The following is a 21,653-nucleotide window of genomic DNA, read 5'->3' on the forward strand; positions in this document are numbered from 1 at the left end:
TAACTTACTCAACCTTTACTCGGTTCCCGTTTTCGGGGGGTGAGACGGCACGATATGCCCATGGACAACAATCGCCCCGACGCACCCGCCGCGACCCCGCCGGCGGCCGACCCGCTCACCAGGACCGTCCTGGAAATCGACTCCTACGCCGCCGGACTCGGCTGGGACCGCCCCGCCCAACTCTTCGCGCTGGTGGACACCGTGCGGCTGCGCGCCGAGGAGCCCGATCTCGCCGAGCGGCTCGACCTGGGCGACGCGGCCGACGGGGGCCTGACCCCCGTGGAGCAGGACGAACTGCCGCCCGACGTGCCACTGGACGAGTTTCTCGCGACCATCGCCTGGCCCGACGCGGTCGCCGGCTGCGCGATGACCGTGGAGCGCCTGATGCTGCCGCCCTCCGCCGAGGAGGCCGCACCCGACGACCTCGACGAGCGGGGCCTTGAGCGCTGGGTCGCCGAGCACCCGGAACGCCACGAGGTCCGGCTGACCGTCGCCGTACTGCGCGACGGACGCCGGGAGTCGGCGGTGCGGCTGCGGGAGAAGGACAGCGAGACGGAGGTGCTCACCGGCCCCGACCTGGTGCCGGGGCTCGCCGAGGCACTGGCCGTCACCTTCTCCGACTGAGCCGCCTCCCCGACCCGGCCTCCGGCCGCACGGCGCGCGGCGCGTCGGCGGGCGACGCCGACCCGGCGACGGGGAGCGGGCCGCTATCCGGCGGTCTCGCACTCCGTGAGCCGGTCGGTGTCGCCCCCGCGTATCGACTCCAGCGCCGCCAGGGCGTCGTCGAGGGTGTCGACCTCCACCAGCGTCAGCCCGTCCGGCACGTGCTCGGCGGCGGTGGCGCAGTTCTCACTGGGGGTCAGGAAGTACTCGGCGCCCGCCTCCCGGGCCGCGATGATCTTCATCGAGATCCCGCCGATCGGGCCGACCACGCCCTGGTCGTCGATGGTGCCGGTGCCGGCCACGAACTCGCCGCCCGTCAGGTCCTCCTCGGTGAGCCGGTCCATCAGACCCAGCGCGAACATCAGCCCCGCGCTCGGGCCGCCCACGTCGGCCAGCTTGATGTCCACCTCGAACGGCAGCGAGAAGGCCAGGCCCGCCTGGATCCCGACGATCGCCCGCTGGTCGTCGGGGGCCTCCGCCGTGGTGACCGTGACCTCGCTGGTCTCCTCGGGCAGCTCGCCCCCGCCGTTCATCGCCTCCTGGGCCTGCTCGGCCGGCACGACGCTGAACACCACGTCCTCGCCCGGCTCGTGCTCGGTCACCAGCTCGGCGACCTGCCCCGGCTCCGTGACCTCGGTACCGTCGACCGCGATGATGGCGTCCCCCGCGTGCAGCGCGTCCTGCGCCGGGCTGTCCTCGACGACGGCCGCCACCACCGTCTGCTCGGGGACCTCGTACCCCAGCGCGCGCAGCGCCACGACCTTGGCGCTCTCCTGCGACTGGGTGAACTCCTCCGCGTTCCGCTCCTCGACCTGGTCGGCCGAGACGTTCTCCGGATAGAGCGTCTCGTGCGGCACCACGGCCCGGTCGTCCGCGAGCCAGCCGTGCACCGCCTCCAGCAGGTTCATCCGGTAGTTGATCCCGGTGACCCTGACCGTCGTCATGTTCAGATGGCCGCTGGACTCGTAGGTCTCCTCGCCGTCCACGCTGAGCACCGGCTCGCCGTCGTGGTCGCCGAGCGTGTTCACCGTGGGGCCGGGGGACATCTCCGCGTAGGGCACCTGGATCAACACCCCGGCGCAGAGCATCCCGATCAGCAACAGGACCGATGTCAGCAGAGTCGCGGTGCGGCGTGGCATGGCTTGACAGTACGTGACGGCACTGTCAGCCGTCGGCCGGGGCCCGTTCCATCGCGGCGCGGAAGGCCTCGTAGCCCCGCACCCCGACGCTGTCCCTGACGTTGCGCCCCGCGTTGCCACGTCGGGTGGCCCACGCGCTCCATATGCCCGCGACCACCCCTCCGGCGACCGGGATCAACAACCAGACGAGAACCGCCATCTCCTACCTCCCACCTGCGCCGACCACTGCGTCGTCACTCCAACGCTCGGCCGCCTCCCCGAGTTACGCAACCGGAGCCGAGCCCGCCGGGCGGCGCTCGCCGGCCCCCACCCACTCCTCGCCGCCGTCGGCGAACCGCTGGTGCTTCCAGATCGGCACCCGGCGTTTGAGGTCGTCGATCAACCGCCGCGAGGCGGCGTACGCCTCACCCCTGTGCGCCGCCGACACGGCCACCACGACCGCCAGGTCCCCCACGGCCAGCGCGCCGACCCGGTGCGTCGCGGCCACCGCGCAGCCGGGGTACTCGGCCACCACGTCCTCCGCGACCCGCCGCAGCTCGGCCTCCGCCGTCGGATGCGCCGAGTACTCCAGAGCGGTGACGGCGGCGCCCTCCGGATGCCCGTCGTGGTCCCGCACGGTGCCGACGAAGAGCACGGTGCCGCCGGCGGCTTCGTCGGCGACGGCCCGCTGGACCTCGTCGACCGAGAGCGGGGTGCCGCGCAGCGCCAGCAGCCGGACCGGGTCTTCGGTGCTCATGCCCCCATGATCCCCCATGGCCGCGCGGTCACCTGCGCCGGGCCCGCCGCGCGCGGCGCACCAGCGCCGCGGTGCCGACCAGGGCGACGGTGGCGCCGGCGGCGCCCAGCGTGGTCGCCGCGTCCTTGCGCCCCAGCCTCCGCCCCACGACGGTGTGTCGCCCCGACACCTCGGCCAGCAGTTCGGCAAGCACCTCCTCGTTGCTCCACGTCGGCCGCCAGCCCGCCTCGTAGAGCCGGCTGCCGCTGACCACCCACGGGTGCATGGTGTAGGCCAGGTCACCGGCCGGGGAGGGGGTCAGGCCCAGCCGGTGGAGGCGGGTCGCGGCGCCGAGCGCGACGGAGGACGGCAGCTCCATCCGGCGGATGCCGGACAGCTCCTCGACCTCCTCCTGCTCCAGCCAGCCGTCGCAGCCGACCGCCAGCTCCCCGTCGACCTTCTCCAACGCCGCCAGCTCCAACGCGCTGACCAGGTCGTCCACATGACAGAACTGCCACCGCGGGCGGGAGCCGGCCACCACGAGCAGCCGGGGCGACTCGAAGTAGCGGGTGAGCGCGGTGTCCGTGCCGCCGACGAGCACGGCGGGGCGCAGCACCGTGACGTTGAGCCCCGGGTGTGCGCGGGGCGCGCGCTGGGCGAGCCGTTCGATCTCCAGCAGGTCGCCGACGCAGGTGGCGTCCTCGGTGGCGCGCAGCTCGGCGTCCTCGGCGAGCGGCACGTCGTTGTCGGGCAGGGCGCCGTAGACCATCGCCGAGGTGCAGAGCACGACCCTGCGGACCCCGGCGGCCGCGGCGGCGGTGAGCACGGTCTGGGTGCCGCGCACGTTGAACGCGGTGCGGGCGACGGGGTCGGCCTCCACGTCCAGGTCCAGCGCCAGGTGCACCAGGACGTCGACGGGGCCGGGCGCCGGCTCGTCCTGGCCCGGGTCCTCGGCCTCGGCGTCCCTGGTGGCGCCCGAGGTGCGCAGCAGGTCGGCGATGGCCGGGTCGCGCACGTCCAGCGTGTGCCACTCGGCGCCCCTGGCCTCGCCGAGCCGTTCGTCCAGCGCGAGCACGCGGCGGACCTCCGGGGCGTCGAGCAACCGCTCGGTGAGACGGGCGCCGAGCCCTCTCGCCGCGCCGGTCACCGCGACGGTCAGGGGGGCGGTTGACCCGTTTCGCGGTGCGCGAACGGCTGGTTCCGGGGAACTCACGAGGCCTCTCCAGCGGTTGTTCCAGTACGACGTGCGCACGCCCATCCTGCCTGAGAGGTGTCTAGGCTGGGGGCACGGACCAGCGAATGCCGGGCGCGTCCGCTTCCGTTTCCGACGACGTCCGATGACAAGAGCCGAGGATTCCCGTGAGTGACTTCCCATTCGGATTCGGCCTCCCGCAGGAGCCGGAGGACGGCGATTCCGGCAAGAACCGGGGCCAGGGCGGCCAGGGTCCCGCCGACAACCCGCTGTCCGCACTCTTCGGCGCCGGCGGGATGAACCCGCAGGACCTGGGCGCCGCCTTCCAGCAGCTGGGGCAGCTGCTGTCCAACGACAGCGGCCCGGTCAACTGGGAGCTGGCACAGAACGTGGCGCGTCAGACCGTGTCGCAGGGCGCCCAGGACGGTTCGAAGGACCGCTCGGTGAGCGGCCAGGAGTCCGAGCAGGCGCGGGAGGCGGTGCGGCTGGCCGACCTCTGGCTGGACGGTGTCACCTCGCTGCCCTCGGGCGCCACGTCGACGGTGGCGTGGAGCCGGGCGGAGTGGGTCGAGGCGACCCTCCCGGTCTGGCGCGAGCTGGTCGACCCGGTGGCCGAGCGGGTCGGCGGCGCGATGACCCAGGTGCTGCCCGAGGAGATGCGGGCCATGGCAGGGCCGTTGATGGGCGTCATGCGCTCCATGGGCGGCGCCATGTTCGGCACGCAGATCGGGCAGGCGGTCGGCGCCCTGGCGGGCGAGGTCGTCGGTTCGACGGACATCGGGCTGCCGCTCGGCCCCGCGGGCAAGGCCGCGCTGCTCCCGCAGAACGTCGCGGCGCTCGGCCGTGGCCTCGGGGTTCCCGAGGAGGAGGTCAGGCTCTATCTGGCGCTGCGCGAGGCGGCGCACCAGCGGCTCTTCGCGCATGTGCCGTGGCTGCGTTCCCACCTCTTCGGCGCGGTGGACGGCTACGCGCGCGGCATCCAGGTGGACACCGCGAAGCTGGAGGGACTGGTCGGGCAGATCGACCCGAGCCGGCCTGAGGAGCTCCAGGAGAAGCTGCAGCAGGGTCTGTTCGAGCCGGAGGACACCCCGGAGCAGAAGGCCGCGCTGGCCCGGTTGGAGACGGCGCTCGCGCTGGTCGAGGGCTGGGTGGACGCGGTGGTGCACGCGGCGGCCGAGCCGCATCTGCCGTCCGCCTCGGCGCTGCGCGAGACGCTGCGCAGGCGCCGCGCCTCGGGCGGTCCCGCGGAGCAGACGTTCGCGACGCTGATCGGTCTGGAGCTGCGCCCGCGCCGGCTGCGGGACGCGGCGCGGCTGTGGGCGTCGTTGACGGACGCCAGGGGCGCGCAGGGCAGGGACGCGCTGTGGACGCATCCGGACATGCTGCCGACGGCGCGGGACCTGGACGACCCGGACGGCTTCGTCCACCGCGAGCAGCTGGACTTCTCCGAGCTGGACGAGCTGTTGGGCGAGGCGGCCGGCGGCGGTCGGGAGGGTGGCCCGCGGCTGTCGAAGGACGGGCAGGCGGAGGCCGCCGGCCCGGCCGAGCGGGACGAGCGGGACAAGGCCGGCGAGGACGGCGAGGACGGCGAGGGGCCGGGCAGGGGAGGCCGGGCCGAGTGAGCGCGCTGCGCGAGGACGCCGCCCGGGTGCTGGGCGACTGGGCGGCGCCGAGCACGGGTCAGGACGCGCTGCGCCGGGAGTACGCGGCGCATCTGGCGTCCCATCCGGACGCCATGTGGAAGAGCTGCGCCTCCGGGCATCTGACGGCCAGCGCGCTGGTGGTGGACGCGGAGGGCGGCCGGGTGCTGCTGACGCTGCACCGCAAGATCGGCCGCTGGCTCCAGACGGGCGGGCACTGTGAGCGGGAGGACGGCTCGCTGGCCGGCGCGGCGCTGCGGGAGGCCACGGAGGAGTCGGGCATCGACGGGCTGCGGCTGTTGCCGGCGCCGGTCCGGCTCGACCGGCACGACACCCCCTGCGCCACCCATCTCGACGTGCAGTACGCGGCGTTGGCGCCGGCGGGGGCCACGCCGGTGATCAGCGAGGAGTCGACGGATCTGCGGTGGTTCGACTTCGCCGAGGCCGAGCGGCTGCCGGACCACTCGGTGCGGCGGCTGGTCGCCGGGGCGCGCGGGCTGCTCTGAGCCCGGCGCGCCCCCGCGCGCCTGTGCTCAGCGCGGCCCCCAGGCGCCGCCCTGCCCCAGCCCGGGGCCCTGCCCCTGCTGGAACTGCAGCCGCTGACCGAACGACGTCTGCTGCGGCGGCAGCAGCTCGCTGGGCTGCACCACCACGTGTCCGTCGCCCATGAAGTTCAGCTCCCAGCCCTCGCCGGTGGTACCCCGGCGGCGCCAGATGGACTTGCTGCTGGTCTGCGCCTGCATCTGGACGCGCAGCGAGGAGGACCAGGCCACCACCGCGTCGGCGTCCACGCTGCACAGCTGCTGCGGGGTCACCCGCAGCACCAGCGGGCTGCCCGAGGTGGTGATGGCCACCCGTCCCTGGCCGGTGATCAGCGTGTTGTACGCGCCGACGCCCGGGATGCCGTGCTGGCTCTCGACGGAGACGACGTCCCAGTGCAGATGGGCGTCCATGGCCAGCACATAGCCGCTGTCCACGGTCAGACCCTCGTGGTCGACGTCGAGCACATGGACGTGCTGGGCCAGGTTGGCCAGGTAGACCACGCCCTGCCCGAAGCAGCGCATCAGGGGCAGCACCTCGCCGGTCATCATCTGGCTGTGCCGCTGATGGTGGGACTGGTACTCGCCGTCGAACTCCACCATCCCCTCGAACGCCACCATGCTGCCGGCCCGCGCGACGACGTCCTGGTCGCCCGCCAGGTTGACGCGCAGCGTGTGGACGCCCTGGAGGGCGAAGCGCTCCTCGGTCGGTTGGGCCGCGTTGTTGAAGATCGGACTCAGCATCTCGCCGCTCCCCCGTCAGTTCTGCGCGCCGCTGAGGCGCTCGGTGCTGTCCTCGCTGGGCTGCACGATCACGAAGCCCTGGCCGGAGAAGCCGAGTTGGTAGGCCTCGCCGCTGCCCCTGCCGATCAGCGAACTGGCCTTGAAGCTGCGTTTGCCCCGCACCTCAAGGCCCGTGGACCAGGCGACCAAGGCGTCCGGGTCCACATAGGTCTCGCCGCCGCTCCGGCCGCAGTCCACCACCACGGGAGTGCCGCGGCTGGTGATGGCGACCCAGCCGTCGCCGGATATGCCCATGTTGAACAGGCCCTGCCCGGCGAACTTGGCGATGCCCTTGACCCGTTGGACGCCCCACTCCAGGTGGGCGTCGAGGGCCAGCACGTTGGTGGCGTTGACCGAGACGTTCTCCCCGTTCAACGGGAGGCAGAGCACGTGGGCGCCGTAGTCGGCGAGATAGAGCTGGCCGTCGCCGTGGCAGCGCATCAGGGGGACGCTCTCCCCGGTCAGCCGGCCGGCGACGGCGCGGCCGACGGCCGAGGGGTTGGACTCGTACTGCACATAGCCCTCGTAGGCCACCATGGAGCCCGCCCTGGCCAGGAGGTCCTGGCCGGTGCGCAGGGCGATCCTCGCCATGGTGGGCCCGTGGTTCTCCATGCGCGCCGCCGGCGCGGTCGGGGCGTACCCCGCGGTCATCCGCTGGTCCATCACCGGCTCCTGTCAGATCTCGTAGGGCTGGACGATCACGAAGTTCCCCGGGGCGCCGCGGAACTGGAGCTGGGTGCTCTCCCCCGTGTCCCCCGGGTACGCGTGCCGGCGCAGCCGCACCTGGTTGGCCACCAGCACCTGGGCGCCGGCGGACCACGCGACCAGCGCGTTCGCGTCGGCGAAGGTCATGGCGGTGACCGGCAGCACCAGGGGCTCGCCGTGGGTGGTCAGCACGAGCGTGCCGTGACCGGAGAACTGGAGCGCGAAGAGGCTGCCGCCCGGCAGCCCGTGCCCGTCGATCCGCCGCACGTCGTAGCTGAGCGACTCGTCGAACGCGAGCACGTGCTGGGAGGAGACGCAGATCGCGTCGCCCTGGAGCTCGACGGGGAAGAGCCGGGTGGCGTCCTCCGCGAGATACACCCGACCGTTGCCGGTGCAACGCATCAACGAGGGGAAGCCCTCGCCCGTGGCCCCGGCCACCATCCGCCGCTTGAAGCCGCCGCCCTTGAACCCGAACTCGACGTCGCCCTCGTAGAGCACCATGGCGCCCTGGCGTGCCATCACCGGCTGCCCGTCCGAGCCGAGGTCGGCCCGTATCAGCTGCGGGTTCTGCAGGCTCCAGCGCTCGGCGCCGTCGGCCGCCCGGTACTTGTCGAGCACGCCGGCGAGGTCACCCGTGCCCTGGGGCACGGGCGGAAGCGGCGTCTGGCCGGGTGCCGGCGGCATCTGGCCGAACTGGGGCGGGGCCGGCGGCTGGCCGCCGAACTGCGGGGGCGGCTGCGGCGGCTGCCCCGGGGGTTGGACCGGAGGCGGGACCGGTGGCTGGGCGTGGGGGGCGGACGGAGCCGGGGGCGCGACGGGCGCGGCCGGCGGGGGCGCCGGGGCCGGCACCGGCTGGGGCGCGGCCGGGGCGGGCGGCGGGGGCGCGGGCGCGGCGGGCTGCGCCGGGGGCGCCGCGCCACCGGGCGGCGCGAAGGCGGGGGGCGCGGCCGGCTGCCCGCCGGGCGGGGCGAATCCGGGCGCCGCGCCACGCTGCTCCGGCTCCGGCTCCGGCTCGTCCTCCTCGACCTCACCGCCGAAGTGCCGCAGCAGCGCCGCCAGTCCCCCGTCGAAGCCCTGTCCGACGGCGGCGAACCGCCAGCCGTCCTTGCGGTAGAAGTCGCCGATCATCAGCGCGCGTTCCGAGGAGAACTCCGAGCCGTCGAACGCGTAACGGGCGACCTCCTCGCCGCCGGCGACGATCCGCAGATAGCCGGGAGCGGCCTGGGACATCGTGCCGTCCCCGTCGATGGTGGCGGTGAAGGCCAGCCGGTCGATCGCCTCCGGCACCCGGTCGAGCGTGACGCGGAACGACTCCGTGTCCCCGGCCTGCGCGCCGAGGAGCTGGAGTGAGCCCTCGGGTGAGGCCGGCTGGTTGTAGAAGACGAAGTACCGGTCGTCGGAGAGCTGTTCGGCCGCGTCGAGACCGAAGCAGCTGATGTCGAAGACCAGTCCCGGCCCGGCTATCTGGACGCCGACGTAGAGGTCGGTGCCCAGGGTCAGATCACTGAGGCGCGCCTTCTGGCCGCGCTTGAATTGCGTCACCATCGGTAACGACCGTCCCCCATTCGCTCACTGCACTACGGCCCCGCCAGCGTAGCCAATGCCACGGACAGTGGCCGTGGCCCGGTCAGTCCCGGGACGGGCAGGGGCTGTGCGGGAGCCGCTCGGCGGCGACGACGCCCTCCAGGAAGCCTCGTGCGCGCTCCGTGCGCGGATAGCGCTCCAGCAGCTCCCAGAAGCCGGGGCCGTGACCGGGGACCAGCAGATGGGCCAGCTCGTGGAGCAGCACGTAGTCGATGACGTACTCGGGCATCCCCTGGAGCCGGTGCGAGAGCCTGATGGTGCCGAGCGCCGGCGTGCACGAGCCCCAGCGGGCGTTCTGATTCGTCACCCAGCGCACGCTCTCCGGCCGCGCGCGCCCCCCGAAGTACCGCCCGGAGAGCTCGTGGGCGCGGCGCAGCAGGTCCTCGTCGTCGAGCATCCGCCGCTCCTCCTGGGCGGCCAGCTTCTCCAGCATCACCCGCACCCAGCGGCGCTCCTCCTCCGCCGTCATCCGCGCCGGGATCAGCACCACGGTGCGGTCGGACTCGCGGTAGGCGGAAACCGTGCGGCGGCGCCGTGCGCTGCGGCGCACCTCGACCGGCTCCGACCGGTCGCCGTCCAGCGCGGCCCGCCCCACCGAGGACGCGCGCTGCGGTGGGCCGGCGCTGTTCAGCGGGTCGGCGGACACAAGTCGACGTTACCCGGTGGAAGCCGGATATGTCCCGCTCGCCTGGCGCCGGGCGGGCGGCGCCATTAGTCGATGAACCCCAGGTATGGATGATTTATACGATTATCTCCGCTTCCTGTGGATAACTTTGCGCACGTCCGCTCTGTTCCCGTCATGATGGGGCCCGACAGTGAGCCGAGAGCCCACAGGGGCTCGGAGGGGGGCATCCCGATGCATCCGATGATCAAGCCTTCGCTGCGCCGCGGCTGGCGGGACCAGAAGACCGTGCGCTACGGGGTCACACCCGCGCACTCCGTGCTCGTCGGCCCGGTGGACAACACGACGGAGAGCTTCCTCTCGCTGCTCGACGGCACCCGCGGGCTGCCCGCGCTGCGGGACGCGGCGGCCTCGCTGGGGCTGGGGGCGGAGACGGCGGACCGGGTCACGGAGCGGCTGGCGCGGGCGGGCGTGCTCGACGACGCGACGGCCGAGCCCGAGGCGGCGCGGGAGATCACCGAGTCCATGCGCCCGGACCTCGCCGCGCTCTCCCTGCTGCACGTCCCCCCGGGCGGCGGGCTGCGCGCCTGGACGCGCCGCCGCACGGCACGGGTCCTGGTCCGGGGCGCGGGCCGGGTCGGCGCGGCCATCGCCGGGGCGCTCTCCCAGGCAGGTGTGGGCCGCGTCGAGGTGACGGACGGCGGCCGGGTCACCCCGATGGACACCGCCCCCGCCGGGCTGCGCCCCGGCTGCGTCGGCGAGCGCCGCACCACGGCGGCCCAGGCCCTGGTGCGCTCGCTGCGCCCCTGGCGGCGCGTCCCGACGTCGGAGCGGCGCGGCCCCGAGCTGGTGATCATGGCTCCCCGGGACGGGCTCGCCGCCTATGTGCCCGATCCGGTCCGCGCGGAGGAGCTGATGGCCTCCCGCACCCCCCACCTCTACGCGGGCGTGGTGGAGGCGACGGGCTTCGTCGGGCCGCTGGTGCTGCCGGGCACCAGCTCCTGCGCCGAGTGCCTGCTGCGGACCCTCGGCGACGACGAGCCCTCCTGGCCCCTCCTCGTCGCCCAGTGGCGCAACGGCCGCTCCCCCGGAGCCCCCGCCTGCGACAGCGCCCTGGCCACTGCCGTCGCCGGGCTGACGGCCTGCGCCGCGCTCGCGTTCCTCGACGGCCAGTTCACCCTCCCGCCCCACGGCAGGACCGAGTACGTGCTCCCCGGGCCCACGAGCACCACCCGCACCTACGCGCCGCACCCCGAGTGCTCCTGCGGAGCGGCGGCCCACGACGGGCCCTCACACCCGTCGGGGGCCGCGGGTCCACAATGAACGGGAGACCTCGCGCGACGGCCGTGCGATCGCCGGGAGTTGGAGGGGACATGTCTGATCTACCCCGCAAGGCGGTGACCAGGACCGCGAAGCTGGCCGCCCTGCCGCTGGGCTTCGCCGGCCGGGCGACCTGGGGGCTGGGGAAGCGGATCGGCGGACGCTCCGCCGAGCTCGTCGGCCAGGAGTTGCAACAGCGCACCGCCCAGCAGCTGTTCACGGTGCTGGGCGAGCTGAAGGGCGGCGCCATGAAGGTCGGCCAGGCCCTCTCGGTCTTCGAGTCCGCGCTTCCCGAGACCGTGGCGGGCCCCTACCGGGCGGCGCTCACCAAGCTCCAGGAGGCCGCTCCCCCGATGCCAGCCGCCTCGGTCGTGAAGGCGATGGAGGAGCGGCTCGGCGAGGACTGGCGCGCGCGCTTCCAGGAGTTCGACGAACGCCCCGCCGCCGCGGCCTCCATCGGCCAGGTCCACCGAGCGGTCTGGGAGGACGGGCGCGAGGTCGCGGTCAAGATCCAGTACCCGGGCGCCGGGCCCGCGCTCCTCTCCGACCTGACGCAGCTGGGCCGTTTCGCCCGCATCCTGGCCCCCTGGGCCCCGGGGCTCGACATCAAGCCGCTGATCGAGGAGATGCGCGACCGGGTCGCCGAGGAGCTGGACTACGCCCTGGAGGCAGACTCCCAGCGCATCTGCGCCGAGGCGTTCCGCGACGACCCGGACGTGGTGGTGCCGGAGGTGGTCTGCCAGCGGGACGGCCTGCTGATCACCGAGTGGCTCGACGGCATCCCGCTCTCCGAGGTGATCGGCGACGGCGAGCAGCCCGAACGCGACCGGGCCGGACAACTGCTGGCGCGCTTCCTCTTCTCCGGCACCGCCCGCACGGGGCTCCTCCACGCCGACGCCCACCCGGGCAACTTCCGGCTGGTCCCGGTGGCCGACGAGCCCGTCGAGCGCTGGCGGCTCGGCGTGCTGGACTTCGGCGCGGTCAGCCGCCTGCCCGAGGGCCTGCCCCCGGCCATCGGCCGGTCACTGCGCCTCTCGCTGGACGGCTCGGCGGCCGAGGTCTACGCGGAGCTGTGCGAGGAGGGCTTCGTCAAGGAGTCGATCGAGCTGGACCCCGAGGAGGTGATGGACTACCTGCTCCCGATGACCGAACCGGCACGGGTCGAGGAGTTCACCTTCACCAGGGAATGGCTGCGCACCCAGGCGGCGCGGATAGCCGACCCCCGCTCGGCGGCACACCAGTTGGGCCGACGCCTCAACCTGCCCCCCTCCTATCTGCTGATCCACCGGGTGACGCTCTCCACCATCGGTGTCCTCTGCCAACTCAACGCGACGGTCCGCCTGCGCGACGAGCTGATCGACGGCCTCCCCGGCTTCGCCGACCCCGACCAGCCGCCTCCGGCAGACGACGAGGACCAGGCGGATGCGGCCACGGACGCGGACACCGATGCGATGCGGGCGGAGACGGCGGAGGACGAGACGAGCGGACCGACGCTGACGAAGGCGAGCGATGGGAGGGCACCGGCTGAGTAAAGAAAGTAAAACCCGCCGGAACGACGGATAAAACCCCAGCTCACGAACTCTACTCCCCGCACGCGCGGGGGTGTTCCCCAGGTCCTCGGTTTCGGTGCGCGCTGTCGGCACTGCTCCCCGCACGCGCGGGGGTGTTCCCACCGTGCCGCCCAGCCCCTGCACGACCCACGCCTGCTCCCCGCACGCGCGGGGGTGTTCCCGTCTCGCTGGGTTCCTGCTGCGGGGTCACTGGCTGCTCCCCGCACGCGCGGGGGTGTTCCCAGCCGCGACAACTTCGAGACCGCCCAGTTGGGCTGCTCCCCGCACGCGCGGGGGTGTTCCCCGGTACTACCTGCACGGCCCGTGGGACGACTACTACTCCCCGCACGCGCAGGGATGTTCCCTGAGGGGATCGGGGTCGAGGTGGACCACCACGCTACTCCCCGCACGCGCGGGGGTGTTCCCGAACCGTCGGGATCGCGCGCACGTGGTCTGACCTGCTCCCCGCACGCGCGGGGGTGTTCCCGGGGGAGGTGAGCGCGTGGCGTGGGTGACGCCCTGCTCCCCGCACGCGCGGGGGTGTTCCCCTGCTCATGCTCCCGTCCGAGGGGCTGAAGGCCAGCATCCCCGCACGCGCGGGGATGTTGCCGCGCATCCGGACGTGGCGGCCGCACAGGCTGTCTGCTCCCCGCACGCGCCGGGGCGCCCCCGGGCCCGGAGATGCCGGACGGCCGGTCCGCGGGTGCGGCCGGCCGTCGGGTGGGGTGAGGGGCAGGGCCCCTGCGGGTTACTACATCACCGCGCGGGCGAGTGCCCGGCGGGCGCGCCGGGAGGCGCGTTCCGCCCGGCGTTGGAGTCGGTCGGACCGGCGGGCTTGGCGCTGGGCCTCCGCGAGCCTGCCGGCCATGCGTTGGGACATGGCTTCCGCGGCGCGTTCCTCCATATGGGAACGCGCCAGGGCTTCTGGGATGAGTTGCAACTTCCTGGTCCTGTTCTGTTCCTGTCGGGACTGACGTCGTCCGACAGGGCGGCGGCTGGTGGCCGTCTCCGTGTGAGGTTCGCTCACCAGCGCCTGGTGATGCCTGCGCGGCCCGTAGGGGGCCGGGCGGCCGATGGTTCCGTGCGTGCTCATGCCGAGACCGGGTTCTTCCGGGGGCGACCGCGGGGCCGCTTCCTCGGCACCACCACGCCCTGGACGAAGAGCTCCCCGCCCCAGACGCCCCACGGCTCGCGCCGGTCCTTCGCGCCGGCGAGGCAGGCCTCGCGGAGCGGACAGGTCTGGCAGAGGGACTTGGCGTACTCGACGTCGGCGGGCGACTCGGCGAAGAACACCTCGGGGTCGTACGAGCGGCAGGGCACGCTTTCGTCGAGTCGCTCGATGGCCTCGTCGAGCTCGTTCAACGTGAAGAGCGGGGTCACTGAAGTCTCCGGATCGGGTGGCGAGTTGAGGTCAGGTCGGGCGTACGGCGCGAGTGGCACGGTGTTGTCCTCGTGTCGTTGAGTTGTCGAACCGCTCGGCGGTCGCCGGGCGGCGGGAAACAAAAGGGCCGCGAAACCCTGTGTGGGTTCCGCGGCCCCTGAGGTGCCGACCTGATCTCGCCGATCAGGTTGGATCACTCCAGGGATCGAGCCCGCGGAGGGCCCACATCGAGTGAGACTTGGTCTGCTGTCCGAAAATCTGGTGGCCGGCGCCGGCGAGATTGGCCGTGGCGCCATAGGCGGCCACGCCGCCCGCGGCTGCCGCCACAGCTGCCGTCTCGGGCGCCGAGATCGGTCGCTCGTCAGAGAAGACACCGGTGGTGTCGGAGGTGGGCGCGACTGGGACCAGCAGCGACACCTCGACAGACGGCAGGGCCTCACTGAGTACGGCGGAGTCGGCGACAGCCGAGCCGAACAGTTTGTCGTGAGTCAGAACGAGCACAGGAATCGCCTCCTTCGCGGAGTCTCAGGGGCGGCCTAGGCCACCGGGTGTTTGTCTCAGTACAGCATGGGTCCGTGGGAAGGGAAACCCTCTCCCGGAGTCACGTGGAGCACGCTATGCGGACCGCTCTCGGGGACGCAATCTATTTTTCGGAGTCCTCTTCCACGGCGTCTTCCACGGCGTCGTCCGAGCCCTCGTCGGCCCGCTCCGGAAGCGGCTCCCCCGCGCAGAGCGCCAGCAGCTCCGCGCCGAATTGCCGCAGCTTGTGCGGTCCCACCCCCGAGATCCGGGACAGCTCGCGCTCGGTGGCGGGCGGCTGCTCCGCGATCGCCATCAGGGTCGCGTCGGTGAAGACGGCGTACGCCGGCCGCCCCAGCTCCTGGGCGCGTTCGAGCCGCCACTCGCGCATCCGCTCGTACAGCTCCTCGTCCATCGTCGAGGGGCAGTCCGCGCAACGGCGCAGCTTCAGCTCCGTGGCCTCCGTGAGCGTGCGCCCGCACACCCGGCAGGGCACCGGCCCGCGCGGCTTGCGCCCCTTGGCCCCGCCTCGCTCCACGCCCCCGGCACCGCCGCGCCCCCGGGCCGCGTCCGACGCGGAGCCCGGCCGCAGCCCGTCCAGGAAGCGGCTGGGCCGCCGCCCGGCCCGGCCGCCCGGGGAGCGGGCCAGCGCCCACGACATGCAGAGATGGAAACGGGCCCTGGTGACCCCGACGTAGAGCAGGCGGCGCTCCTCCTCGATCTGCTCCGGCGTCTTGGCGTGGGTGATCGGCAGCATCCCGTCGGTGAGCCCGACGAGGAAGACCGCGTCCCACTCCAGCCCCTTGGCCGTGTGGAACGAGGCCAGGGTGACGCCCTCGACCGTCGGCGCGTGCTGGGCGGCCGCCCGCTCGGCCAGCTCGGCGACGAAGTCCGCCAGCACCGCCTCCGGGCGGGAACGCTGGAACTCCTCGGCCAGCCGCACCAGCGCCCGCAGCGACTCCCAGCGGTCCCGGACCGCCCCCGAGCCGGCGGGGGGCTCGGGCGTCCAGCCGGTACTGGCGAGCACGGCGCCCACCTCGGCGGCCAGCCCCTCCCCCTCGGCGGCGGAGGTGTCGGTCCCCGCCGCCCGGGAGGCGCCGCGCAGCGCGAGACCGGCCTGCTGGATCTCCTGGCGGTCGAAGAAGCGCTCGGCGCCGCGGAGCTGGTAGGGGACCCCGGCGTCCGCGAGGGCCTGCTCGTAGATCTCGGACTGCGCGTTGACCCGGTAGAGGACGGCGATCTCGCTGGCCGGAACGCCGGGGCCGCCCTCGGCGACCGGGGTCAGCAGCTCCTTGATCCGGCGGGCCGTGGCCTCCGCCTCGGCCGGCTCGTCCGCGTGCTCGTGGAAGACCGGCTCGGGCCCCGGCTGCCGCTGGGAGACCAGCTCCAGCCGGTGCTCGGCCGCGCGCCCCTTGGCCTGGGCCAGCAGCCCGTTCGCCAGGTGGACCACCTGGGGCGTGGAGCGGTAGTCGCGCACCAGCTTGACCAGGGTGGCGTCGGGGTGCTGGGTACGGAAGTTCAGCAGGTGGTCGGGGGTGGCGCCGGTGAACGAATAGATCGTCTGGCTGGCGTCGCCCACCACGCAGACGCTGTCCCGGTCCCCCAGCCAGAGCTGGAGCAGGCGCTGCTGGAGCGGGCTGACGTCCTGGTACTCGTCGACCGTGAAGTGCTGGTACTGGCGGCGGATCGTGTCGGCGATGTCCGGCCGGTCGGTGAGGATGCCGACGGTCAGCAGCAGCACGTCCTCGAAGTCGATCAGGCCCCGGTCGCGCTTGAGCCGCTCGTACGTCGCGTAGACCCGGCTGGTCTCCGCCGGGTCGCGCGGCGCGTCCCGGCCGGACTTGGCCACGACCGCCGGGTAGTCCTCCGGGGTGGCCTGGGTGACCTTGGCCCACTCGATCTCGCCGAGCATGTCCCGCAGCTCGGCCCGCTCCAGCCGGATGCGGCACCGCGCGCCCGCCTCCGCGACCAGCTGGTGCTTGCGCTCCAGCAGCCGCGGCTGCTCGCCGCCGATCGCCTTGGGCCAGAAGAACTGGAGCTGCCGCAGCGCCGCCGCGTGGAAGGTGCGGGTCTGCACACCGCCGGCGCCCAACTGCCGCAGCCGGCCGCGCATCTCGCCCGCCGCCCTGGCCGTGAAGGTGACCGCGAGCACCGTGTTCGGCTGGTAGACGCCGGCGCGCACGCCGTAGGCGATGCGGTGGGTGATGGCTCTGGTCTTGCCCGTGCCGGCGCCGGCCAGCACGCAGACCGGGCCCTGCAAGGTGGTGGCGACCGTGCGCTGCTCCGGGTCGAGGCCGGCGAGCACGTCGTCCGCCGAGTCCGGGACGGCCGGGAAGGCGCCGTGCGGTAGCGTCCCGTGCGGGGCTCCGGCCGCGCGACTCCCCGGCGGAGTGCTCCCGGGCAGCGGGCTCTCCGGCGGGACGGCTGAGGCGTGCGGTGCTGAAGTCACCCCGCCATGCTGCCAGGTCCGGACGGAGACGCGCTTCGGGTTGTCCACAGCCGGTGGAATTCCTCGTACCGCTCCGGACGTTCCTCCCACGCGGGGCGCGGACCGGTCCCCACCTCAACCACCGCAGGAACGCACCGCAGGAACGCACCGCAGGTCATCTCGCGAAGGAGTCGGACGATGCAGGGCACAGTGACGATGTACAGCACCACCTGGTGTGGTTACTGCCGCCGTTTGAAGAGCCAGATGGGCCGCGAGGGCATCGAGTTCACCGAGGTCGACATCGAGCAGGACCCGGAGGCCGTGGCCCTGGTGGAAAAGGCCAACGACGGCAACAGGACGGTCCCCACGCTCGTGGTCGTCGGCGAGAGCGGTGCCGAGACGACCATGACCAACCCCTCGCTCAACGAGGTGAAGAAGGCCCTGGCCGCCTGACCGGCCGGTCGGCCGCGGGGCCGTCCGGACTCGTCAGTTCACCAGCTCACCAGCTCACCAGAGCGAGCTGACCAGCGGCTTGCCGTACCACTGCTCGACCAGCCGGGAGGCGATGGAGACCCCGGACGGGGCCAGCACCTCGCCCGACTCCATGGCCTCCCGCAGGTCGTCCCGGGAGAACCAGCGGGCCTCCTCGATCTCCTCGCCGTCCACGGTGACCTCGGTGGTCGTGGCGCGCGCGACGAAGCCCAGCATCAGGCTTGAGGGGAAAGGCCAGGGCTGGCTGGCCTGGTAGGTGACCTCGCCGACGGTCACACCGACCTCCTCGGCGACCTCCCTGACCACCGCGCGCTCGATCGACTCCCCCGGCTCGACGAAGCCCGCCAGGGTGGAGAACCGACCCTTGGGCCAGTGCAGTTGCCGGCCGAGCAGCGCCCGGTCGTCGTCGTCGAGGACCAGCATGATCACGGCCGGGTCGGTGCGCGGGTAGTGCTCGGCACCGCACGCCTGGCAGCGGCGCACATGGCCGGCCGCCGCGATCACCGTGCGTTCGCCGCAGCGGGAGCAGAAGCGGTGCAGCCGCTGCCAGTTCTCCAGGGCGACCGCGTGCACCATCAGCTCGCTGTCCCGGTCCGAGAGCAGGGCGGCCGCCTCGCGGAGCCCGGCCGGGCGGGCCGCGTCGTCCATCCGCCCCGGCAGGGCGTCCTTCTGGAGGGCGAAGTAACGGACGCCCTCCTCGTCGGTGCCCAGGAAGTAGCGGTGGGCCTCCGTGAGGGGGGCGTCGAAGGACGGCATCATCACCAGCTCGGTGCGGCCGTCCGGGGACTCCTCGATGAGCGCCTGTCCGCCGGACACCACGAAGACCCGGGTGCTGGGGTGGCTCCACGCGGCTCCCAGCCACGCCTCGTCGAGACGGTGACCGGAGTCCCGGTCGATGCCTCCGGTCGCGGTGAGGGGGATCGGCTGGACGACGCTGTCCTGGCTGGCCGGGGTGGTACTCATACCCGAAAGCCTAACCGGGATCGTTGAGCTCCCAGGCGTCCTCCCCCGTCAGCAGCCGTTCCAGGCCACGGCGCCCCGGGAGCACGCTGGGGCGCACCAGCTCGCCGCTGCGCACATAGAGGAAAGCTGCGCTGACCTCGCTCAACGGCAGCTGGTGGCGTTCGGCCCAGGCGAGCCGGTAGATGGCGAGCTGGAGCGGGTCGGCCTCCTGGCGGCGGGCCGTCTTCCAGTCGATGACCTCGAAGCGGGGCGTGGGCCTGCCCGGCCGCTCCGGCACCCGGTAGACGGCGTCGATCCGCCCCCTGATCACCCGTCCCGCGAGCTGGAGCTGGAACGGCGCCTCGATCCGGTAGGGACGGCGGCGCGCGTACGGGGTGCGGCTGAACGCCTCCTTCAGCGCGGCCAGCTCCTCCTCGTCGCGGATCTCGGCGTCCTCCCCCGGGTCGCCGCCCGGCAGCTCGTCGGGGCCGAGCAGGGGCAGCGGCAATGTCTCGAAACTGGACTGCACCCAGGCGTGGAACCGGGTGCCCCGGCGGGCCGCCGGCTGCGGCGGGCGCGGCATCGGCCGGGCCAGCTCGCGGGCGAAGCCGTCCGGGTCGGACGCCAGCCGCTGCACCTGGGTCGCGGTGAGCGACAGCGGCAGCCGCACCTCCCGCACCCCTGACCTGGCCTGACGCAGCTCTTCCGCGAGCACGGGCAGGTCGCGGTCCCAGGAGGCGACCGTCCGCCGCTCCTCGGGGGTCAGCTCGTCCTCGGCCGCGTCCCGGGCGGGAACGGGCTCCGCCGCGACGTCCTCCTCCCCGTGGCGCTGCCCCGGGGGGTCCCCTTCGTGGCGCTGCCCCGGCGGGTCCTCTTCGTTCCGCTGCCCCGGCGGGGTGCCCAGGCGGGCGAGGACCGCGCGGGCGGCGGCGCGGCGGCGGGCCAGCGCCGCCGGGTCCAGCGGCAGCGGCCAGGTCGGCTCGGCCTCCCGCGCCGCCGTCAGCGCCGGGTTCTCCGTGTCCTCCTCCGGTGGGTCGGCCCAGTGCTCCACCTCCCCGTGGTCGGCGCCGGCCTCGCAGTGCGCGCGCAGCGCTTCGAGGAACGCCGACGGGCCGCGCGGCCGCTTCTGGCTCGGCCCCCACCAGTGGCCCGAGCCGAGCAGCAGCCGGCGCGGCCTGGTGAACGCGACATAGCCGAGCCGCAGCTCCTCCAGCTCCAACTGCGCGGCGGACTCCACCCCGTGGGCCTTCAGCCCGGCCGAGGTCCACTCCGGGGTCGCCGGCAGGGTCTCCGCGTCGCCGCGCAGCGGGTGCGGCAGGGTCCTGGACTGGCGCAGCCAGGAGTCTCTGGCGCGGGCGCCGGGAAAGACGCCGGCGCACAGCCCCGGCAGCGCGACCACGTCCCACTCCAGGCCCTTGGCCTTGTGCGCGGTGAGCACCTGGACCGCGTCGCCCCCGCTGGGCAGCGAACCGTCGAGGCCACGGTCGTACTCCTCGGCGGCCCGCAGAAAGGCGAGAAAGGCGGGCAGGGTGGCCTCCCCCTGCACGGCGGTGCCGGCCCGGCCGGCGGCGAAGCCGGCCGCCACGTCGAGGAACGCGCCCAGCGTCTCCCGGCGCCGCGCGGCCAGCGCCTGCGGCGAGGCCGCCAGCTCCACCTCAAGGCCGGTGGCGCCGAGCACCCGGTGCAGCGTGTCCATCAGCGGGTCGGCCAGCGAACGGCGCAACTCCCGCAGCTCGGCAGCCAGATGGGCGAAGCGGACCCGCGCCTGCGGGGAGAACGGCAGCCGGTCGTCCGGCTCGGCGAAGCCCGGCTGCTCCCCGCCGCCGCCGACGAAGGTGTCCAGCGCGTCGGCCAGCGAGACCACCTCCGCCGGGTCGGTACCGGCGACCGCGTCGGCCAGCCGGGCCAGCGCCGCCGCCTCCTCGTCGCCCTCCTCCGCGCCGCCCGCCCGCCGCACCAGCAGCCGCGCGCGGCGGCCGAGCAGCGCCAGGTCGCGGGGGCCGATCCGCCAGCGCGGGCCGGTCAGCAGGCGGACGAGGGCCGCGTTGGCCGTGGGGTCGGCGAGGACCTGGCAGACGGCGACCAGGTCGGAGACCTCGGGAAGATGGAGCAGCCCGGAGAGCCCGACCACCTCGACAGGCACCCCGCGGGCCACCAGCTCGGCCTGGATCAGCGGGAAGTCGCCCGCGGTGCGGCAGAGCACGGCGATCTCGCCGGGCGCGGTGCCCGTGTCCACCAGGTGGGCGACGGAGTCGGCCAGCCAGCCTAGCTCCTCGGCGTGGGTCTCCAGCAGCGCGCAGCGCACCAGCCCGTCCCGCTCGGCGCCGCCGGCCGGGCGCAGCGGGCGGACGGCGGGGTGGCGTTCGCGCAGCGGCGCGGCCAGCTCGTTGGCGAGGGCCAGCAGCCGGCCGCCGCTGCGGCGGTTCTCGCTGAGGGTGAGCACGGCGGCGGGGCGGCCGGCGGCGTCGGCGAAGTGCTCGGGGAAGTCGTCCAGGTTCGCCACGGAGGCGCCGCGCCAGCCGTAGATGGCCTGGCAGGGGTCGCCGACCGCGGTGACCGGGTGGCCGCTGCCGGAGCCGAAGAGCCCGGCGAGCAGCATCCGTTGCGCGACGGAGGTGTCCTGGTACTCGTCGAGCAGCACCACCCCGAACTGCTCGCGCAGCAGGCGCCCGACCTCGGGGCGCTCGGTGGCGAGCCGGGCCGCGAGCGCGATCTGGTCGCCGAAGTCCAGCAGGTCGCGGGCGCGCTTGCGGGCGCGGTACTCCTCGACGCGCTCCAGCAGCGCCAGCCGCCCGGCGGCGGCCTTCGGCACCTGGCGCAGCGCCGCGTTGGTCAGCCTCGCCGTCTCCAGCTCGGCCAGCAGCTCGCCGTCGAAGGCGCGCAGCCGCTCGGGCGTCACCAGATGCTCGGACAACTCGCCGTCGAGCGCGACGAGATCACTCACCAGGGTGGTGAACCCGGCCTCGGGCGGCTCGAAGTCGGCGGGCGCTCCGCGCAGCACCTCGGCGGCCAGTTGGAAGCGTCCGGCGTCGGCCAGCAGCCGGGAGGAGGGCTCCACGCCGAGCCGCAGCCCGTGCTCGCTCAGCAGCCGCCCGGCGAACGCGTGGTAGGTCGAGATGGTCGGCTCGCCGGACTCGGAGGTGTCGATGCGGGCCCTCGCCAGGGCGGCGCGCACCCGCTCGGCGAGCTCGGCCGCCGCCTTGTTGGTGAACGTGAGGCCCAACACCCGCTCGGGGGCGACCTGTCCGGTGCCGGCCAGCCAGACGACCCGCGCGGCCATCACCGTGGTCTTGCCGGAACCGGCGCCCGCGACCACGGCCTGCGGCACCGGTGGCGCGGTGACACAGGCCAGCTGCTCTGGGGTGAAGGGGACGCCGAGCAACTCGGCGAGCTGCTCGGGACCCGTGAGTCGCGCGGGCACCCGAGTGAGGGTAGTCGC

Annotated in this window: 20 protein-coding genes and 1 CRISPR repeat array; of the genes, 6 read left to right on the plus strand and 14 right to left on the minus strand. The window is 73.9% G+C overall.

The genetic code is table 11. The features are described 5' to 3' along the window. Window positions 1-54: 54 nt before the first annotated feature. A complete protein-coding gene (locus CRP51_RS05200; RefSeq protein ID WP_439333118.1) occupies window positions 55-624 on the plus strand; it encodes a PPA1309 family protein in 570 nt (189 codons plus the stop codon). Between the two features lie 83 nt (window positions 625-707). On the opposite strand, the gene CRP51_RS05205 is transcribed toward CRP51_RS05200, so the two are convergent. The 4 genes from CRP51_RS05205 to CRP51_RS05215 form a co-directional block, all read right to left on the minus strand. Further along, a complete protein-coding gene (locus tag CRP51_RS05205) occupies window positions 708-1,802 on the minus strand; it encodes a YlbL family protein (protein ID WP_097229771.1) in 1,095 nt (364 codons plus the stop codon). A gap of 25 nt (window positions 1,803-1,827) precedes the next feature. Next, window positions 1,828-2,001: a hypothetical protein gene (locus CRP51_RS28720; protein ID WP_170184645.1), complete on the minus strand. Its 174-nt coding sequence runs from the start codon at window positions 1,999-2,001 to the stop codon at window positions 1,828-1,830. A 63-nt stretch (window positions 2,002-2,064) separates the two neighbouring features. Beyond that, complete coding sequence (locus tag CRP51_RS05210; protein ID WP_212615828.1) at window positions 2,065-2,538, minus strand: molybdenum cofactor biosynthesis protein MoaE; 474 nt, start codon at window positions 2,536-2,538, stop codon at window positions 2,065-2,067. A gap of 28 nt (window positions 2,539-2,566) precedes the next feature. Next, on the minus strand, window positions 2,567-3,730 hold the full coding sequence (locus CRP51_RS05215) for an SDR family oxidoreductase (protein ID WP_097229773.1): 1,164 nt from the start codon (window positions 3,728-3,730) through the stop codon (window positions 2,567-2,569). Window positions 3,731-3,876: 146 nt separating this feature from the next. Here CRP51_RS05215 and CRP51_RS05220 point away from each other — a divergent pair, with 146 nt between their 5' ends. Further along, on the plus strand, window positions 3,877-5,331 hold the full coding sequence (locus CRP51_RS05220) for a zinc-dependent metalloprotease (RefSeq protein WP_097229774.1): 1,455 nt from the start codon (window positions 3,877-3,879) through the stop codon (window positions 5,329-5,331). After that, window positions 5,328-5,855: an NUDIX hydrolase gene (locus tag CRP51_RS05225; protein WP_097229775.1), complete on the plus strand. Its 528-nt coding sequence runs from the start codon at window positions 5,328-5,330 to the stop codon at window positions 5,853-5,855. Before CRP51_RS05220 ends, CRP51_RS05225 begins: the two co-directional genes overlap by 4 nt. Before the next feature lie 27 nt (window positions 5,856-5,882). Here the strand turns inward: CRP51_RS05225 and CRP51_RS05230 are convergent, their stop codons facing one another. From CRP51_RS05230 to CRP51_RS05245, 4 genes are all read right to left on the minus strand, one after another. Next, window positions 5,883-6,632, minus strand: coding sequence for an AIM24 family protein (locus CRP51_RS05230; protein WP_097229776.1), 750 nt, complete (start codon window positions 6,630-6,632; stop codon window positions 5,883-5,885). 15 nt (window positions 6,633-6,647) lie between these two features. Then, complete coding sequence (locus CRP51_RS05235; RefSeq protein WP_097229777.1) at window positions 6,648-7,334, minus strand: AIM24 family protein; 687 nt, start codon at window positions 7,332-7,334, stop codon at window positions 6,648-6,650. Between the two features lie 12 nt (window positions 7,335-7,346). Beyond that, complete coding sequence (locus tag CRP51_RS05240; RefSeq protein WP_097229778.1) at window positions 7,347-8,921, minus strand: TerD family protein; 1,575 nt, start codon at window positions 8,919-8,921, stop codon at window positions 7,347-7,349. An 82-nt stretch (window positions 8,922-9,003) separates the two neighbouring features. Continuing rightward, entirely contained in the window at window positions 9,004-9,606 is a 603-nt protein-coding gene (locus CRP51_RS05245; RefSeq protein ID WP_097229779.1) for a M48 metallopeptidase family protein, read from the minus strand. A gap of 219 nt (window positions 9,607-9,825) precedes the next feature. Here CRP51_RS05245 and CRP51_RS05250 point away from each other — a divergent pair, with 219 nt between their 5' ends. Next, window positions 9,826-10,905: a ThiF family adenylyltransferase gene (locus CRP51_RS05250; protein ID WP_170970435.1), complete on the plus strand. Its 1,080-nt coding sequence runs from the start codon at window positions 9,826-9,828 to the stop codon at window positions 10,903-10,905. 50 nt (window positions 10,906-10,955) lie between these two features. Continuing rightward, complete coding sequence (locus tag CRP51_RS05255) at window positions 10,956-12,434, plus strand: ABC1 kinase family protein (protein WP_097229781.1); 1,479 nt, start codon at window positions 10,956-10,958, stop codon at window positions 12,432-12,434. 49 nt (window positions 12,435-12,483) lie between these two features. After that, window positions 12,484-13,000: a CRISPR direct-repeat array (repeat unit 29 nt; unit sequence CTGCTCCCCGCACGCGCGGGGGTGTTCCC). Window positions 13,001-13,203: 203 nt separating this feature from the next. Here the strand turns inward: CRP51_RS05255 and CRP51_RS29320 are convergent. The 4 genes from CRP51_RS29320 to CRP51_RS05275 form a co-directional block, all read right to left on the minus strand. Further along, on the minus strand, window positions 13,204-13,545 hold the full coding sequence (locus CRP51_RS29320) for a putative WhiB-interacting protein (protein ID WP_097229782.1): 342 nt from the start codon (window positions 13,543-13,545) through the stop codon (window positions 13,204-13,206). Beyond that, the gene (locus tag CRP51_RS05265) at window positions 13,542-13,892 is read right to left on the minus strand and encodes a WhiB family transcriptional regulator (protein WP_097229783.1); all 351 of its coding nucleotides are present in this window, start codon (window positions 13,890-13,892) and stop codon (window positions 13,542-13,544) included. Before CRP51_RS05265 ends, CRP51_RS29320 begins: the two co-directional genes overlap by 4 nt. Before the next feature lie 124 nt (window positions 13,893-14,016). Next, window positions 14,017-14,334: a hypothetical protein gene (locus tag CRP51_RS05270; protein ID WP_097229784.1), complete on the minus strand. Its 318-nt coding sequence runs from the start codon at window positions 14,332-14,334 to the stop codon at window positions 14,017-14,019. 142 nt (window positions 14,335-14,476) lie between these two features. After that, window positions 14,477-16,657: an ATP-dependent DNA helicase UvrD2 gene (locus CRP51_RS05275; RefSeq protein WP_342749011.1), complete on the minus strand. Its 2,181-nt coding sequence runs from the start codon at window positions 16,655-16,657 to the stop codon at window positions 14,477-14,479. 321 nt (window positions 16,658-16,978) lie between these two features. Here CRP51_RS05275 and CRP51_RS05280 point away from each other — a divergent pair, with 321 nt between their 5' ends. Then, window positions 16,979-17,233: a glutaredoxin family protein gene (locus tag CRP51_RS05280; protein WP_097229786.1), complete on the plus strand. Its 255-nt coding sequence runs from the start codon at window positions 16,979-16,981 to the stop codon at window positions 17,231-17,233. 54 nt (window positions 17,234-17,287) lie between these two features. On the opposite strand, the gene nudC is transcribed toward CRP51_RS05280, so the two are convergent. Both nudC and CRP51_RS05290 read right to left on the minus strand, forming a co-directional pair. Continuing rightward, complete coding sequence (gene nudC / locus CRP51_RS05285; protein WP_097229787.1) at window positions 17,288-18,235, minus strand: NAD(+) diphosphatase; 948 nt, start codon at window positions 18,233-18,235, stop codon at window positions 17,288-17,290. Window positions 18,236-18,245: 10 nt separating this feature from the next. Beyond that, window positions 18,246-21,635 carry an ATP-dependent helicase gene (locus CRP51_RS05290; protein ID WP_097229788.1) on the minus strand — a complete coding sequence of 1,130 codons (3,390 nt, stop codon included), beginning with the start codon at window positions 21,633-21,635 and terminating at the stop codon, window positions 18,246-18,248. Between the last annotated feature and the right edge of the window lie 18 nt (window positions 21,636-21,653).

Origin of the sequence: Streptomyces zhaozhouensis (genome assembly GCF_900230195.1) — a bacterium.
Lineage (GTDB): Bacteria > Actinomycetota > Actinomycetes > Streptomycetales > Streptomycetaceae > Streptomyces > Streptomyces zhaozhouensis.

Bases quoted from the DNA above. Each gene is read 5' to 3' on its own strand.
- CRP51_RS05200 (WP_439333118.1), top strand. From the start codon at position 55: ATGCCCATGGACAACAATCGCCCCGACGCACCCGCCGCGACCCCGCCG.
- CRP51_RS05205 (WP_097229771.1), bottom strand. From the start codon at position 1,802: ATGCCACGCCGCACCGCGACTCTGCTGACATCGGTCCTGTTGCTGATC.
- CRP51_RS28720 (WP_170184645.1), bottom strand. From the start codon at position 2,001: ATGGCGGTTCTCGTCTGGTTGTTGATCCCGGTCGCCGGAGGGGTGGTC.
- CRP51_RS05210 (WP_212615828.1), bottom strand. From the start codon at position 2,538: ATGAGCACCGAAGACCCGGTCCGGCTGCTGGCGCTGCGCGGCACCCCG.
- CRP51_RS05230 (WP_097229776.1), bottom strand. From the start codon at position 6,632: ATGCTGAGTCCGATCTTCAACAACGCGGCCCAACCGACCGAGGAGCGC.
- CRP51_RS05235 (WP_097229777.1), bottom strand. From the start codon at position 7,334: ATGGACCAGCGGATGACCGCGGGGTACGCCCCGACCGCGCCGGCGGCG.
- CRP51_RS05240 (WP_097229778.1), bottom strand. From the start codon at position 8,921: ATGGTGACGCAATTCAAGCGCGGCCAGAAGGCGCGCCTCAGTGATCTG.
- CRP51_RS05250 (WP_170970435.1), top strand. From the start codon at position 9,826: ATGATCAAGCCTTCGCTGCGCCGCGGCTGGCGGGACCAGAAGACCGTG.
- CRP51_RS05255 (WP_097229781.1), top strand. From the start codon at position 10,956: ATGTCTGATCTACCCCGCAAGGCGGTGACCAGGACCGCGAAGCTGGCC.
- CRP51_RS29320 (WP_097229782.1), bottom strand. From the start codon at position 13,545: ATGAGCACGCACGGAACCATCGGCCGCCCGGCCCCCTACGGGCCGCGC.
- CRP51_RS05280 (WP_097229786.1), top strand. From the start codon at position 16,979: ATGCAGGGCACAGTGACGATGTACAGCACCACCTGGTGTGGTTACTGC.
- nudC (WP_097229787.1), bottom strand. From the start codon at position 18,235: ATGAGTACCACCCCGGCCAGCCAGGACAGCGTCGTCCAGCCGATCCCC.